This is a genomic window from Stenotrophomonas geniculata ATCC 19374 = JCM 13324 (assembly GCF_001431625.1).
Taxonomy (GTDB): Bacteria; Pseudomonadota; Gammaproteobacteria; order Xanthomonadales; family Xanthomonadaceae; genus Stenotrophomonas; species Stenotrophomonas geniculata.
Genome location: NZ_LLXT01000002.1, coordinates 1 through 14,115, shown reverse-complemented (window position 1 = coordinate 14,115; position 14,115 = coordinate 1). Strand labels below are relative to the sequence as shown.

The 14,115-nt window shown below is 68.1% G+C and carries 14 protein-coding genes; 5 read left to right on the top strand and 9 right to left on the bottom strand.

Features of this window, described 5'->3' with window-relative positions:
• The first annotated feature begins 56 nt into the window (after positions 1–56).
• From ARC63_RS00140 to pdeM, 4 genes are read left to right on the top strand one after another with little or no spacing between them, the layout of a single operon-like run.
• Positions 57–1,055, top strand: coding sequence for a ligase-associated DNA damage response exonuclease (locus tag ARC63_RS00140; RefSeq protein ID WP_053443362.1), 999 nt, complete (start codon positions 57–59; stop codon positions 1,053–1,055).
• A complete protein-coding gene (locus tag ARC63_RS00135) occupies positions 1,052–2,659 on the top strand; it encodes an ATP-dependent DNA ligase (protein ID WP_019336698.1) in 1,608 nt (535 codons plus the stop codon). Before ARC63_RS00140 ends, ARC63_RS00135 begins: the two co-directional genes overlap by 4 nt.
• Positions 2,656–5,115, top strand: a complete 2,460-nt coding sequence (locus ARC63_RS00130; protein ID WP_057502227.1) for a ligase-associated DNA damage response DEXH box helicase — start codon at positions 2,656–2,658, stop codon at positions 5,113–5,115. Before ARC63_RS00135 ends, ARC63_RS00130 begins: the two co-directional genes overlap by 4 nt.
• Entirely contained in the window at positions 5,105–5,746 is a 642-nt protein-coding gene (gene pdeM, locus ARC63_RS00125; RefSeq protein WP_057502226.1) for a ligase-associated DNA damage response endonuclease PdeM, read from the top strand. The genes ARC63_RS00130 and pdeM overlap by 11 nt, the downstream gene beginning before the upstream one ends.
• A gap of 1 nt (position 5,747) precedes the next feature.
• Here the strand turns inward: pdeM and ARC63_RS00120 are convergent, their stop codons facing one another.
• From ARC63_RS00120 to rlmD, 9 genes are all read right to left on the bottom strand, one after another.
• Entirely contained in the window at positions 5,748–6,017 is a 270-nt protein-coding gene (locus ARC63_RS00120; RefSeq protein WP_019336695.1) for a hypothetical protein, read from the bottom strand.
• Positions 6,018–6,197: 180 nt separating this feature from the next.
• Positions 6,198–7,466, bottom strand: a complete 1,269-nt coding sequence (locus tag ARC63_RS00115) for an FAD-dependent oxidoreductase (protein WP_057502225.1) — start codon at positions 7,464–7,466, stop codon at positions 6,198–6,200.
• 103 nt (positions 7,467–7,569) lie between these two features.
• A complete protein-coding gene (locus ARC63_RS00110) occupies positions 7,570–7,776 on the bottom strand; it encodes a cold-shock protein (RefSeq protein WP_005410590.1) in 207 nt (68 codons plus the stop codon).
• 88 nt (positions 7,777–7,864) lie between these two features.
• Complete coding sequence (locus ARC63_RS00105) at positions 7,865–8,611, bottom strand: S-methyl-5'-thioinosine phosphorylase (RefSeq protein ID WP_010482830.1); 747 nt, start codon at positions 8,609–8,611, stop codon at positions 7,865–7,867.
• An 82-nt stretch (positions 8,612–8,693) separates the two neighbouring features.
• The gene (locus tag ARC63_RS00100; protein WP_005410592.1) at positions 8,694–9,248 is read right to left on the bottom strand and encodes a hypoxanthine-guanine phosphoribosyltransferase; all 555 of its coding nucleotides are present in this window, start codon (positions 9,246–9,248) and stop codon (positions 8,694–8,696) included.
• Entirely contained in the window at positions 9,248–10,255 is a 1,008-nt protein-coding gene (nagZ, locus tag ARC63_RS00095) for a beta-N-acetylhexosaminidase (protein ID WP_010482829.1), read from the bottom strand. Before nagZ ends, ARC63_RS00100 begins: the two co-directional genes overlap by 1 nt.
• Positions 10,256–10,420: 165 nt before the next feature.
• Complete coding sequence (locus ARC63_RS00090) at positions 10,421–11,116, bottom strand: DsbA family oxidoreductase (RefSeq protein ID WP_049409041.1); 696 nt, start codon at positions 11,114–11,116, stop codon at positions 10,421–10,423.
• 112 nt (positions 11,117–11,228) lie between these two features.
• Positions 11,229–11,714 carry a CYTH domain-containing protein gene (locus tag ARC63_RS00085; RefSeq protein WP_043402365.1) on the bottom strand — a complete coding sequence of 162 codons (486 nt, stop codon included), beginning with the start codon at positions 11,712–11,714 and terminating at the stop codon, positions 11,229–11,231.
• A 33-nt stretch (positions 11,715–11,747) separates the two neighbouring features.
• Positions 11,748–13,082, bottom strand: a complete 1,335-nt coding sequence (gene rlmD / locus ARC63_RS00080) for a 23S rRNA (uracil(1939)-C(5))-methyltransferase RlmD (RefSeq protein WP_010482826.1) — start codon at positions 13,080–13,082, stop codon at positions 11,748–11,750.
• 127 nt (positions 13,083–13,209) lie between these two features.
• Between rlmD and ARC63_RS00075 the strand changes: the two genes are divergently transcribed.
• A complete protein-coding gene (locus tag ARC63_RS00075; RefSeq protein WP_010482825.1) occupies positions 13,210–13,938 on the top strand; it encodes a response regulator in 729 nt (242 codons plus the stop codon).
• Positions 13,939–14,115 lie beyond the last annotated feature (177 nt).

Below are 14,115 nucleotides of genomic sequence, written 5' to 3'. Positions count from 1 at the left end.
GCCCGTGTTCAGGCCGGTTCTCACCCTCTGCACGAGACGCAGGCCACAGTGACCACATGGCAGGCAACGACGATCTGGTGGTGCTGCGCCCGGAGGGGCTGTACTGCGCCGCCGGCGATTTTCATATCGACCCGTGGCGACCGGTAGCGCGCGCGGTCATCACCCATGGCCACGGCGACCATGCCCGTCCGGGCATGGGCGAGTACCACTGCAGCGAAGGCAGCCTGCCGATCCTGCGCTGGCGCCTGGGTGACGTGCCGGTGCAGGCGCACGTCGAGGGCGTGCCGTTCCGCCTGGGGAAGGTGCAGGTATCGCTGCACCCTGCCGGCCATGTCCTCGGCTCTTCGCAGGTACGCATCGACGACGGCCGGCAGGTCTGGGTGGCCTCGGGCGACTACAAGCGCCAGCCCGACCCGACCTGCGCGCCGTTCGAAGTGGTGCCCTGCGATACCTTCATCACCGAAGCCACGTTCGCCCTGCCCATCTACCGCTGGCCGGACACGCCGGCGGTGGCGGCGGAAATCGTGGCGTGGCGCCGCGAATGCGAACAACGTGGCGAAGCGGCGATCCTGCTGTGCTATGCATTGGGCAAGGCGCAACGGGTGCTGGCCGAACTGCGGCCACTGGACGATCGCCCGGCCTGGCTGCATGGCGCCATCGCCAATGGTGTGGCGGTCTACCGGCAGGCCGGCGTACCGATGCTGGAGACGCTCACCGTGGCCGAACAGGGCCGCCAGCCGGATGCCGCCGGCCAGCTGATCCTCGCGCCGCCGTCAGCTGCGGGCACGCCCTGGATGCGTCGCTTCGGCCGCCACCAGCTGGGCTTCGCATCCGGCTGGATGCAGCTGCGCGGCAATCGGCGGCGTCGCAATGTCGATCGCGGTTTTGTCATTTCCGATCACGCCGACTGGCCAGCACTGCTGCAGACCATCGAACAGACGGGCGCCCGGCGGGTGATCGCCACCCATGGCAATACCGATGCGTTGATTCCGTTCCTGCGCGAGCGCGGCGTGGCTGCCGAAGCCTTCCGTACCGATTTCGGGAGCGAAGAATGAAGGCATTCGCTGCGCTCTACCAGCGCCTGGATCGCAGCACCGCCACGCTGGACAAGCGTGCGGCGCTGGTCGACTACTTCCGCCAGGCGCGTGCGCATGACGCGGCATGGGCGCTGTACCTGCTCAGCGGCGGCAAGGTGGGCGGCGCACGCCGGAAGATCGCCGCCAGCAGCGAACTGCGCGCGTGGGTGAGCGAGGAATCGGGCCTGCCGCCCTGGCTGGTGGAGGACAGCTATGCGCAGGTGGGGGACCTGGCCGAAACGCTGACCCTGCTGCTGGATGATCCATCCCGGCCAGCTGTCGACCGCCCCTTGGCCGAATGGATCGAACAACATCTGCTGGCGGTGGCCAATCAAGCCGAAGCAGTGCGCCGTGCGGCGGTCGTCGCAGGCTGGCAGCAGCTGTGCAGCAGCGAACGCCTGGTGTTCAACAAGCTGCTGACCGGTGCCCTGCGCGTAGGTGTTTCGCAGCGGCTGGTACAGCAGGCGCTGGCCGAATGGTCCGGCCTGGACATCGCACGCATCGCCCAGCGCATGCTTGGTGAGTGGGTGCCCTCGCCCGGGCTGCTGGCTCAGCTGCTGTCGCCGGATGAGCTTCCGCTGGACCGTCAGCAGCCCTACCCGTTCTTCCTCGCATCGCCACTGGAAGGTGAACCTGCCGAACGGCTCGGCCCGATCGATGACTGGCTGCTGGAATGGAAATGGGATGGCATTCGCCTGCAGCTGCTTCGCCGGCGTGGCGAGGTCGCATTGTGGTCGCGTGGCGAAGAGCGGCTGGATGGCCGCTTCCCCGAAATCGAGCAGGCGGCGATGGCGCTTCCCGATGGCTGCGTACTGGACGGCGAGCTGCTGGCCTGGGACGAAAACGCCAACCTGCCGCGTGCCTTCACCGCGCTGCAGACCCGCATCCAGCGCCGCAAACCCGGTGCGGCCACCCTGCGCAACACGCCGGTGCGTGTGCTCGCCTATGACCTGCTGGAAGTCGATGGCGCGGACCTGCGTGAGCTGCCGTTGCAGGAACGGCGTACGCGGCTCACTGAGGTCATCGGTGCGCTGGACGATGTGCGGATCCAGCTGTCGCCCGACGTTGACGCCGACGATTGGCAACGGGCAGCAGCGATGCGCGACGTGGCACGCGAACGCGGCGTGGAAGGTCTGATGCTGAAACGGCGTGTCTCGCCCTACCAGACCGGGCGACGACGCGGCGACTGGTGGAAATGGAAGGTCGATCCACTCACGATCGACGCGGTGCTGCTGTACGCCCAGGCCGGCCATGGGCGGCGCAGCACGCTGTACACCGACTACACCTTCGGCGTCTGGGACGGAGACACGCTGGTGCCGGTGGCCAAGGCGTATTCGGGCCTGGACGACAAGGAGATCCTCGCGCTCGACCGCTGGATCCGCGCCAACACCCGCGAGCGCTTCGGTCCAGTGCGCAGCGTGCGCGCCGAACAGGTGTTCGAACTGGGTTTCGAAGCGGTCAACCGCAGCAGCCGGCACAAATCCGGTATCGCCGTGCGCTTTCCGCGCATCCTGCGCTGGCGCCACGACAAGCCTGCCAGCGAGGCCGATCAGCTGGCTACGCTGCAGGCGCTGGCGCGATGAACCGCAGCCAGGCGCTGCGCAGGCTGGAAGACTGGTTCGCGGCACGCGGCTGGCGCTCACTGCCATTCCAGCGCGCAATGTGGCGCCACTACCTGGCCGGCGAATCCGGGTTGCTGCATACGCCCACGGGCAGCGGCAAGACGCTGGCGATGTTCGGTGGGCCGTTGCTGCAGGCGCTGGTCGATCCACCGCCACCGCCCCGCAGGGCCAGCGCGGTGCGCCCACTGCAGGTGCTGTGGGTGACGCCTTTGCGCGCGTTGGCCAGTGATACCGCCCGCGCCCTTCAGGCCGTCGTCGACGGCCTGGGACTGGGATGGCGTGTCGGCCTGCGCAGCGGTGACGCCAGCAACCGCGAGCGGCGCCAGGCCCGCGAAGGCCGCATCGACGTGCTGGTGACCACGCCCGAATCGCTGGCGCTGCTGCTGAGCTATCCCGATACCGTGGCACGCATGCGCCAGCTGCGCTGCGTGGTGGTGGACGAGTGGCATGAACTGCTGGGCAACAAGCGGGGAGTGCTGCTGCAACTGAACCTGGCGCTGCTGCGCGACATCGCCCCCGCGTTGCAGCTGTGGGGGCTCTCGGCCACGCTGGGCAATCTTGATGAAGCACGCGACGTGCTGCTGCCCGGGCAGCCCGACGCGCCTATCGTGCAGGGCGTGCGCACGCGCGCAGTCGGCGTGCGCAGCCTGCTGCCCGACCCCGGCGAACGTTTCCCCTGGGCCGGGCATCTTGGCCTGGCGCAACTGCCGCGCGTGCTGGACGCGTTGATGCAGGCACGCAGCAGCCTGCTGTTCACCAATACGCGTGCGCAGGCGGAACTATGGCATCAGGCGCTGGCCGCGGTCTGGCCCGAAGACCAGGGCACGCTTGCGCTGCACCACGGCTCACTGGATCCGGCGCTGCGCCAGCAGGTGGAGGATGGCCTGCGCGCGGGCGTGCTGCGCTGCGTGGTGGCCACCTCCAGCCTCGACCTCGGCGTGGACTTCCCCGAGGTTGAGCAGGTATTGCAGCTGGGCAGCCCGAAGGGTGTGGCCCGCCTGCGCCAACGCGCCGGACGTGCGCGCCACCGCCCGGGCGCCAGCGGCTCCATCCTGTGCGTGCCCAGTCATGCGCTGGAACTGGCCGAGTACGCCGCCGTGCGCCGTGCATTGGCCGCCGGCGTGGTCGAAGCACGCAGGCCGCCGACGCTGTCGCTGGATGTGCTGGCCCAGCATGCGGTCAGCCGCGCGCTGGCCGGTGGCTTCGACAGCGATGCGCTACTGGCGCAGGTGCGGCGCACCCACGCCTTCGCATCGCTCGGCGACGGCCAATGGCAGGCGGTACTGACCTTCATCGTGCAGGGCGGCCAGGCGCTGGCCCAGTACCCTGATTTCCACAAGGTCGTGCGCGATGACGACGGCTGCTACCGCATGCACGATCGCCGCCAGGCACTGCGCCATCGGCTGTCGATCGGCACCATCAGCAGCGATGGCAGCGTGCGCGTGCAGTTCCTGCGCGGGGGTGGCCTGGGCGCCGTGGAGGAACAGTTCGCCAGCCGCCTGCGCCGTGGTGATCGCTTCCAGTTCGCCGGGCGCCTGCTGGAACTGGTGCAGCTGCGCGACATGACCGCCTTCGTGCGGCTGGCACGAGGGCGCGGTGATGGTGTGGTGCCACGCTGGCAGGGAGGCCAGTTGCCGCTGTCGATGCCGCTCGGCCGTGAGCTGGAGTGGGTACTGTCCGGCGCCGACGACAGTGCCGAATCACGCTGGTTGTCACCGTTGCTGGCACTGCAGCAGCAGTTGTCGGCGCTTCCCGGCCCGGAACATCTGCTGGTGGAAGAGGTGCGGCGCCGCGAAGGCCAGTTCCTGTTCGTCTACCCCTTTGCCGGCCGCCACGTGCACGAGGCGCTGGCCGCCCTGCTGGCACTGCGCTGTACCCGCTGGCAGCGCAACAGCATCGGCTATGCGGTGAACGATCATGGCCTGGTGCTGGCACCGGCGCAGGCGATCGAGCTGGATGCGGCGCAATGGCGCGCATTGTTCACCCCCGATCAGCTGCTGGACGATCTGCGCGCGGCAGTGAACCTGGGCGAGCTGGCGCGGCGCCAGTTCCGTGGCATCGCACGCGTCGCCGGCCTGCTGGTGCCCAGCCTGCCCGGCGGCATGCCGCGGTCGCTGCGCCAGCTGCAGGCCTCGGCGGGCCTGCTCTACGACGTACTGCGCGAGCATGATCCCGGCCACCTGCTGTTGGCATTGGCCGAACGCGAAGTGCTGCACGACAGCCTGGACCTCCCAGGGCTGCAGCAGGTACTGGCAAGGATCGGCATGCAGGTCTTCTCGGTGCAGCACCCGGCATCACTCACACCGCTGGGCTTTCCACTGTGGGCCGAACGCCTGCGCGGGCAGTTCAGCAACGAAGACTGGCGCACCCGTGTGCAACGCGCGGCCCAGCAGCTGGAGCGCCGCCATGGCCGATGAACTGCCGCTGCTGCGCGCCGGCGAATCGCTGATTCTGCTTGGCGCGCGTGCACTGTACTGGCCTGCGCGGCAGGCGCTGCTGATCGCCGACCTGCACCTGGGCAAAGCCGATGTATTCCGTCGTGCCGGCATCGCGTTGCCCAGCGGCGGCACCGGCGAAGACCTGCAACGCCTGCAGGGGCTGCTGGAAAGGCATGCCTGCCGCGAGCTGTGGATCCTGGGCGACATCCTGCATGGGCCGGCGCATCGCGCTGCCTGGTACCAGCAATGGCTGGGATGGCGTGAACGCAATGCCGCACTGGACGTGCATGTTCTGCGCGGCAATCACGACCGCCAGCTGCCTCATGCGCAGTTGCAGGTCCAGATCCACGATGAAGTACGGCTGGGGCCGTTCCTGCTTCGGCATGAGCCGATGCCTGATGCAGAGCTGCATGTGATCGCCGGGCATCTGCATCCGCAGGTTGCCTTGCCGCCCCTGCGGCGGCGCTTCGCCGCGTTCTGGCTGCGCGACCGGACGACAATCCTGCCCGCCTTCTCCGCGTTTACCGCCGGAATCGTCCCTGCCCCCGTCCCTGGCGAGCAGATGATCGTCTGCGTGCAGGGCGGCCTGGTGGAACTGCCGGAAGCTTGAATCAGGCCGGACGAATGCCCAGCTGCGGCATCAACCGGAAATCAGGCGTGTCATCTTCACGTCGTCGCGGCAACGCCTGGATCGCCGCCAGCATCTCCTGCGCGCAGGTGCGGATGCGTGCGTGGTGCTCAGCTGATGCATGACTGATCAGGCTGCCGACATGGAACTCGAATACGTCCTCCAGTACGTCGGGCTGGTCCTCGTGCAGCATCTGCAGCAATCCGCGCAGCTTGCAGATTTCCGATTCCAGCTCCTCGACCGCGAACAACATGGCGTCCTCCTCTTCAACAACAGGCGGCACGTCCGGGCCGCAACAGGCCGCAACGGCAGCGCCGCCCGGGCCACGCGCGATGTTGATCACGGAAAGGAAAACGGGCGACGCGCAATCGCGTGCAACCTACTTCTCGCATATCCGCGGTGAGGCAACCGTTAATTCACGTGACGACGCGCTTCACGCATTGGCCGTGATCGCGTTGATGCGAGGTGCCTCCGCTGCGGCGGCCAATGCGTCGACGAAAGCCGGATCCAGTGCGAGCGCACCGAACCAGCCGTGCTGGGTGCCACTGAGCACGCGCAGCATGTGGCCACGGCCACCGGGCAGGCGCCCCATCGGGCCCAGCAGCACATCACGCGCCTTGGCCCAGGCGTGGCGGTCGGACTGGAACAGCGGCGTCAGCCAACGACTCCAGCGCTGGTACACCGCAACGTGCGCCCTGCGTTGCGCCTGGTACGCCTGCAACGCTTCGGCACCACCGCCATGCGTGCGAACGGCATCGCGCAATGCCAACGCATCGAGCAGCGCCATGTTCACCCCCTGCCCCAGCTGCGGGCTCATCGCGTGCGCGGCATCACCGGCCAGCACCATGCGGCCCTGGTGCCAGCGCGTCATCACCGCATCACGGTAGACCGCGCGCGCCATCTGGCCGGCATCGCGCAGGTGGGCGAAGCGCGCACTGGCCTGCGGCCACAGTGCATGCAGTTCATCCAGCCAGGGGGCCATGCCGTCGGCCTGCCAGCGCTCGAAGTCGGCGCGTGGCAGGCTCCAGAAGAAGCTCAGGCGCGGCGTGTCATCACCGGGGCGCGTGCCGACCGGCAGCAGCCCGATCATCTTGCGCGCGGCCACGTAGCGCTGGCGCAGCTCCCGCACGTGCGGCCAGTCTTCGGCCGGCAGCAGGCACCACAGCGCCCCCCACGGATACACGCGGTCCAGCCCGGCACCGCCGGCGATCGTGCCGCGCAGCGTCGAGGCGGCGCCATCGGCGGCCACCACCAGATCGAACGGACCGTGCATGCGACCGTCGCTGTCGCGCAGGCGGCCCTGCTCGGCATCCACCGCCGCGATGCTGACGCCCGCATGCAACTGGCCTGCACCCGCGCGCGCTTCATCCAGCAGCGAGAACATGGCCCCGCGCTGCATGCCCAGGCCGTGCAGGCGCGCATCCAGTCCGTCGTAACGCATGTCCATCACCGCGCGCTCGCACGGCGTGTCGCCATACAGGCGGTGCACCGGCGCGGCATGTGCGCGCACGGAATCAAGCAGGCCCATCTGCCACAGTACCTGCAGGCCGCTGGGCTGCAGCAGGAAGCCGGCGCCAACCGGTCCCGGCGTGGGCACGCGTTCGAAGATCTCCACCTCGTGGCCGTCACGGGTGAGCAGGATGGACACTGCCTGTCCAGCGGTGCCGTAGCCGATCACGGCGATGCGCAGTCGTTCCTTCATGGACGCATTGTGCCCGAGGTGGGTGGATCGCGAACGGGCCGCAGGCATGCCGCACAAAAAAAAACCCCGCCGGAGCGGGGTTTTCAACGCACTGTCGAGTGGATCACTCGGCCGGCGTGATGTTCGAAGCCTGGGCACCCTTCGGGCCCTGGGTCACGTCATAGGTGACACGCTGGCCTTCCTGCAGGCTGCGGAAGCCCTTGGAGTTGATGGCGGAGAAGTGCGCGAACACGTCGGCGCTGCCATCCTCCGGCGAGATGAAGCCAAATCCCTTGGCGTCGTTGAACCACTTGACGGTACCGTTCGGCATGGTGATGCGAGACCTTATGCAATGAATGGGTGGTGTACGCTGAACCCGCGCACAAGCTGAGTATGCAAAGCTTGCTCGGGGAAGACAATCACCCCCGTGCCAATTCGCCCACCAGTTCCGGAAGTCCGTTGCCGGCCGCCTGCACGTTGGCCAGCACTTCGGCCATCGTAATCTCCTCGCCATCACCACACCCGGCAGCCCAGTTGGCGATGATCGCCAGGCAGGCGTAATCCAGCCCCAGCTCGCGTGCCAGCGCGGCTTCCGGCATGCCGGTCATGCCCACCAGGTCGCAGCCGTCGCGGCGCATACGGGCGATTTCAGCGATGGTTTCCAGGCGCGGGCCCTGCGTTGCGCCGTAGCAGCCACCGTCATGGACCGTGACACCGGTCACTTTGGCCGCGGCCAGGATCTTGCTGCGCAGCATCGGCGTGTACGGGTGGCCGAAATCGACGTGGACCACGTCGGTGCCTTCTTCTTCACAGATCGTGCTGATGCGGCCCCAGGTGTAGTCGATGATCTGGTCCGGGCAAGCCAGCACGCGCGGACCAAAGTGTTCGGTGATGCCCCCCACCGTGTTCAACGCCAGCACGCGCTGCGCGCCCAGTTGCTGCAGCGCGGCCAGGTTGGCGCGATAGTTGATCTTGTGCGGCGGCAGCGAATGGCCTTCGCCATGCCGCGCCAGGAACGCCACGCGATGGCCGAGCAGCGTACCGACGCGCACCGGGCCCGACGGGCGGCCGAAGCGGGTGTCGACCTCGTGGGTCTGCACATCGTCAAGCTTGGCCAGATTGTAGACACCGGTACCGCCGATCACGGCCAGGGCGATCTGTTGCATTCGAAGCACTCCATGAAAAGACGAACGCCGGCACCCGAGGATGCCGGCGGCAGAAGAAGACGCGCCGCGGGCGGCTGCGCCGTTATTCCTTCATCGCGTAGATGGCCGGCACGCAGCGCAGGGTTTCATTGACGTCCATGCCGAAGCCGAACACGTAGCGGTCCGGCAGTTCGATGCCGGCGTAGTCGGCGGTCACGTCCGGCAGCGCGCGGTCGTGCTTCTTCACCGTCATCGCGGCGATGCGCACGTCGGTCGCGCCCTGTTCCAGGCACCAGGTGCGCACGCCCTGCAGGGTGTAGCCCTCGTCCAGGATGTCGTCGACCAGCAGCACGCGGCGGCCGAACAGTGAAGTGGCCGGCTTGTGCTTCCAGACCAGGTCGCCGCCGGTGGTTTCACCGCGGTAACGGGTAGCGTGCAGGTAATCGAACTGCACGTCCTGGCCGCGCGCGCCCAGTTCCAGCGCCAGTTGGCCGGCGAACGGCAGCGCACCGTGCATGATGGACAGGAACAGCGGCACCTCGCCCTTGTAATCGCGCGCGATGGCGTCGGCGATACCAGCGATGGCCTTGTCGATGGTGGGGCGGTCGACCAGCAGGTCAGCCTGGGCCAGGGCCTGGGAAATGGTGAGGTTGGGCATCAGACGGTTCTTCCAAGGGTTTCAAGCAGACGGGATTGGGTGTCGCCATGGCGGGCATCGGCCAGCAGGCCATCCCAGCCAAGCGCGCCACGGCCGATCAGGCCCAGCAGCGCAGCAGTATTGAGGGAGCGTCCCTGCACCGCGTGCAGGGCTTCATCGACCAGTTCCGGGTGGCAGACCAGCACCACGTCGCAGCCGGCATCCAGATGCGCGTGCACGCGCGCGGGCACACCACCGGCGCTGTGCGAGGCGGCCATGCCGATGTCATCGGAGAACACCACGCCGCGGAAGCCGAGCTCGCCGCGCAGGATGTCCTGGATCCAGCGCGGCGAGTAGCCGGCCGGTTCAGGCGCAATCTGCGGGTAGATCACGTGCGCCATCATCACCGCGTCGGCACCGGCGGCGATGCCGGCCTGGAATGGCACCAGGTCCTGCGCGCGCAGCTCGTCCAGCGCGCGCGGGTCGATCGCGGTATCCACGTGGGTGTCTTCCAGCACGGTACCGTGGCCGGGGAAATGCTTGAGCGTGGCGGCCATGCCGACCGAATGCATGCCGCGCACGTAGGCGGCGGTGAACGCGGCCACCACCTGCGGGTCTTCACTGAAGGCGCGGTTGCCGATGGCACGGTTGCCACGGCCAAGGTCGACCACCGGCGCGAAGCTCAGGTCCACACCGCTGGCCCGCACCTCGCTGGCCATCAGCCAGGCGTGCCGTTCGGCCAATGCCAAGGCCTGCTGCGGGTCGGTGGCATACAGCGCACCAATGTCCTGCAGTGGCGGCAGATCGCTGTAACCCTCGCGGAAACGCTGCACGCGGCCGCCTTCCTGGTCCACGCAGATCAGCTGCGGGCGCGGGGCGGCGGCGCGGATGGCCGCACTCAGATCGGTCACCTGCTGGCGCGAGGCGAAGTTGCGCTTGAACAGCACCACCCCGGCCACGGCATCGTGCTGCAGCCAGTCACGTTCCTGGGCGGTCAGTTCGGTACCGGCAACGCCGATCAGCAGCATGGTCGATCTCCACAACGCGCGCCCGCATGGCGCAGTGCCGCATTGTCGCAGAACCGGCCGACAGGCGCAGTGGTCAGAAAAAGGGGACGGAGGGGATCAAGGCGCAATCGACCCAGGTGGGCTGGATACCTCTTGATCCCCTCCGTCCCCTTTTGGGGGGGCAGGTCAGACCTTGCAGCCGTCCGGGCCGCAGGCCTCGTCGCCGTCAGCCGACGCTGCCGGAGCGCCCTGTTCGGCCGCGATCTGGCGCAGGGCGTTGGCGAAGGCCTCCGGCGGCTGTGCCCCGGAAATGGCCCACTTCCCATCGATGACGAAGGTCGGCACCGAAGAAACGCCCAATGCGTGGGCCTGCGCCAGCTTGGCGTCGACCTCGGCCAGGCCGCGGTCGGAGGCCAGCATCTGCGCGATTTCGCCGGCGTCGAGGCCGCCCGCCACGCCGGCCTTGATCAGCACCGAGGGGTCGGCCAGGTTCTGGCCATGCTCGAAGTGGGCGCGGAACAGAGCCTCGCCGACCGCATCCTGCACGCCGTGCTCGCCGGCCAGCCACAGCACCCGGTGCGCCGGCAGCGTGGTCACCCGCACCTGGCCCTGGCTGAAGTCCATCGGCAGGCCCTCGGCACGCGCGGTGGTCTGGGTCTGGCCGAGGATCTGCTCGGTACGCTCGACGCCCCCGAACTTGCGCACGTAGGCCTCGCGCAGCGGCACCGGGGTGGCGTCCGCATCCGGATCCAGCTGGAACGGCTGCCAGTGGATATCGAGTTCAGGCGCGTTCGCGCCCAGCAACTGCACGCCCTGCTGGAAACGATGCTTGCCGATCCAGCACCAGGGGCAGACCACGTCGGAGTAGATATCGATTCTCATCCCCACGACATGGGGCCCGCCTCCTTCGTTAAAAGGGGACGGAGGGGACTAAGTCGGTTCCCGCACAGGTGGGGTAAAGACGACTTAATCCCCTCCGTCCCCTTTTTGGGGTTCACCACTGTGAATAGGGGTGACTGGCCAGCGCGACGTTGTAGTAGCGCGCATCGTCGGTGACTTCGGCACCCACCCAATCCGGCAGGTCGATCGCCTGGTCGGCGCTGTCCAGCTCGACCTCGGCCACCACCAGGCCGGCGTTGTCGCCGAGGAACTCGTCCACCTCCCAGGTCAGGCCGGCGTGTTCGACCAGATGACGGCGCTTGTCGATCAGGCCACCCACGCACAACGCCAGCAGTGCGCGTGCATCGTCCACCGGGATCGGGTAATCGAACTCCTGGCGGGTATGGCCGATGGTGCGCGACTTCAGGTTCAACGCGGCGTGGTCGCCTTCGATGCGCACCCGCACCGAGGCGTTCTGGGTGCCGCGGTCAAGCGCGCCCATGTCGTTGATGTAGCCCTGCGCCATCGGGATCACCCGGTGCGCGGCGGCGCGCCAGCCATCGCTGCTGACGAGGAATTTGCGTTCGATTTCGATGCCCATCGCACCATTATGCGCGATGGGCATGACAGCCGATCAGCGCTTCTCGAACACCGCGATGCTTTCCACGTGCGCGGTGTGCGGGAACATGTCCATGGCACCGGCGCTGACCAGGGTGAAGCCCTGTTCGTTGACCAGATAGCCGGCATCGCGGGCCAGCGAGCCCGGGTGGCAGCTGACGTAGACGATGCGCTTGAACTGCTTCAGCGGCAGCTGCTGCAGCACTTCGATCGCGCCCGAGCGCGGCGGGTCCAGCAGCAGCTTGTCGAAGCCCTGGCGCATCCACGGCGTGCTGCGCTGATCCTGGGTCAGGTCGGCGCTGAAGAACTGGGCGTTGGCCAGGCCATTGCGCTCGGCGTTCTCACGGGCACGCGCGACCAGGCCGGCATCGCCTTCCACGCCGACCACTTCGCGCACGCGGCGCGCCAGCGGCAGGGTGAAATTGCCCAGGCCGCAGAACAGGTCCAGCACGCGCTCGTCCTCACCCGGTTCCAGCAGGTCCAGGGCGTGGGCGATCATCTTCTCGTTGAGCTTGGCATTGACCTGGATGAAGTCCAGCGGACGGAACGCCAGTTCCACGTCCCACGGCGCCAGCCGGAACGACAGCGGCACGCCCTGCCCGTCCAGCGGCTGCACGGTGTCCACGCCGCCGGACTGCAGGTAGATCACGAAGCCATGCTGCTGGCCGAAGGCGGCCCAGGCCGCACGATCGGCATCGCTGAGCGGCTGCAGGTGGCGCACGGTCAGGACCACGGCCTGGTCACCGGCGATGAACTCGATCTGCGGAATATCGCGCTTGCCGTCGAGCGATTCGATGAAAGTGGACAGCGCCTCGACCTTGGTGCCGATTTCCGGGATCACGGTCAGGCACTGGCTGAGGTCGGCGACGAAACGCGGGTCCTGTTCACGGAAGCCGACCAGGGTCTTGTCCTTCTTCTCGACCCGGCGCACCGAGAAGCGGCCCTTGCGCCGGTAGCCCCAGCTCTCGCCGACCAGTGGCGCCAGCACGGTTCCCGGCTTCACGTGGCCGATGCGCTCCAGGTTGTCCATCAGCACGCGCTGCTTGGCCACGATCTGCTGGTCTTCGTCCAGGTGCTGCAGCACGCAGCCGGCACAGGTGCCGAAGTGCGGGCACTTCGGGGTGACGCGCTGCGGCGAGGCCTTCAGCACTTCCACCGTGCGCGCTTCGTCGAAATGGCGGCTGCGGGCGGTCTGTTCGGCCATGACCACCTCACCCGGCAGTGCGCCGCTGACGAAGGTGACCTTGCCGCCCTCACCCTCACGGCGGGCGACGCCGCGACCATCATGGCTGAGGTCGAGGATCTCGGTCTGGAACGGGGTACGGTCGATGCGGGAGCGGGATCGGGCCACGTGGCAACAGGCTGCGGGCAAAAATGGGGGCGTATTGTCGCAGATCCTGACCGGCAGGGCCCGGACCCGCTTGCGCCCGCCGCCGCCGTGCTTGATGATTGCAACAGCTGACATGGAGGCAGCCCTGATGCAGATGACCCCGCGGGCCAGCCGGCCCCGCTTCCTGCTTGTCGAGGACGACATCATCAGCCGCGGTTTTTTCAAGGCGGCGTTGGAAACGTTACCGGCGGACGTGGACACCGCAGATTCACTGGCCAGTGCGCTGGCGAGCGCCGAACCCGGCGCGCATGACCTGTGGCTGATCGACGTCAACCTGCCGGACGGCAATGGCGCGCAGCTGCTGCGCGAACTGCGCCGTTCACACCCCGACACCCCGGCGTTGGCGCATACCGCCGATGGCGACACCTCCATCCATGCCCGCCTGCGTGAAGCTGGCTTCAGCGACACGCTGGTCAAGCCGCTGGGCCGCGACCAGTTGCTGAAAGCCGTGCGCCGCGCGCTGGTGAACAGCCCCGCGGGGATCTTCGTTGCGCCGGCTCCGGCTGCGGTCGAGCTGCAGGTGCAGGACTGGGACGAGACCGCGGCACTGGCCGCGCTCAATGGCCAGCGCAACCACCTGATCGCCCTGCGCGAGCTGTTCCTGGCCGAGTTGCCGGGGGTACGCGACGCGGTCGAGCAGGCCGTGGACCAGCACGACGAGCGCCAGCTGCGCAGCCAGCTGCACCGGTTGCAGGCCAGTTGTGGCTTCGTCGGCGCGGCACGGCTGGGACGCGCGGTGCGGCAGCTGCATCATGCGCCGGAGTCCGGGCAGGCCCAGGACGGATTCCGCGCGGCGGTGGCAGCGCTCCTGCACTGAGGGGGGGCGGCAGGGCTTGCAGCCCTGCACCTGCTTCAAGCCAGAGCAACAGCCGAAGCAACGGCAACAGCAGGCACCCCGTGGGATGGCGGGGCACTGTGGGTATGCGGGGACGGCGCAAGTACGTCCATGTAGCCTTGGTCGCGCCATCCATGGCGCTCACACCCCGCAAACCCA

Coding starts and splice junctions, on each gene's coding strand:
- ARC63_RS00075 (WP_010482825.1), top strand. CDS start 13,210: ATGCAGATGACCCCGCGGGCCAGCCGGCCCCGCTTCCTGCTTGTCGAG.
- ARC63_RS00100 (WP_005410592.1), bottom strand. CDS start 9,248: ATGCCCAACCTCACCATTTCCCAGGCCCTGGCCCAGGCTGACCTGCTG.
- ARC63_RS00110 (WP_005410590.1), bottom strand. CDS start 7,776: ATGCCGAACGGTACCGTCAAGTGGTTCAACGACGCCAAGGGATTTGGC.
- ARC63_RS00130 (WP_057502227.1), top strand. CDS start 2,656: ATGAACCGCAGCCAGGCGCTGCGCAGGCTGGAAGACTGGTTCGCGGCA.
- ARC63_RS00135 (WP_019336698.1), top strand. CDS start 1,052: ATGAAGGCATTCGCTGCGCTCTACCAGCGCCTGGATCGCAGCACCGCC.
- ARC63_RS00090 (WP_049409041.1), bottom strand. CDS start 11,116: ATGAGAATCGATATCTACTCCGACGTGGTCTGCCCCTGGTGCTGGATC.
- ARC63_RS00085 (WP_043402365.1), bottom strand. CDS start 11,714: ATGGGCATCGAAATCGAACGCAAATTCCTCGTCAGCAGCGATGGCTGG.
- ARC63_RS00120 (WP_019336695.1), bottom strand. CDS start 6,017: ATGTTGTTCGCGGTCGAGGAGCTGGAATCGGAAATCTGCAAGCTGCGC.
- ARC63_RS00105 (WP_010482830.1), bottom strand. CDS start 8,611: ATGCAACAGATCGCCCTGGCCGTGATCGGCGGTACCGGTGTCTACAAT.
- pdeM (WP_057502226.1), top strand. CDS start 5,105: ATGGCCGATGAACTGCCGCTGCTGCGCGCCGGCGAATCGCTGATTCTG.
- ARC63_RS00115 (WP_057502225.1), bottom strand. CDS start 7,466: ATGAAGGAACGACTGCGCATCGCCGTGATCGGCTACGGCACCGCTGGA.
- ARC63_RS00140 (WP_053443362.1), top strand. CDS start 57: ATGGCAGGCAACGACGATCTGGTGGTGCTGCGCCCGGAGGGGCTGTAC.
- nagZ (WP_010482829.1), bottom strand. CDS start 10,255: ATGCTGCTGATCGGCGTTGCCGGTACCGAACTGACCGCCCAGGAACGT.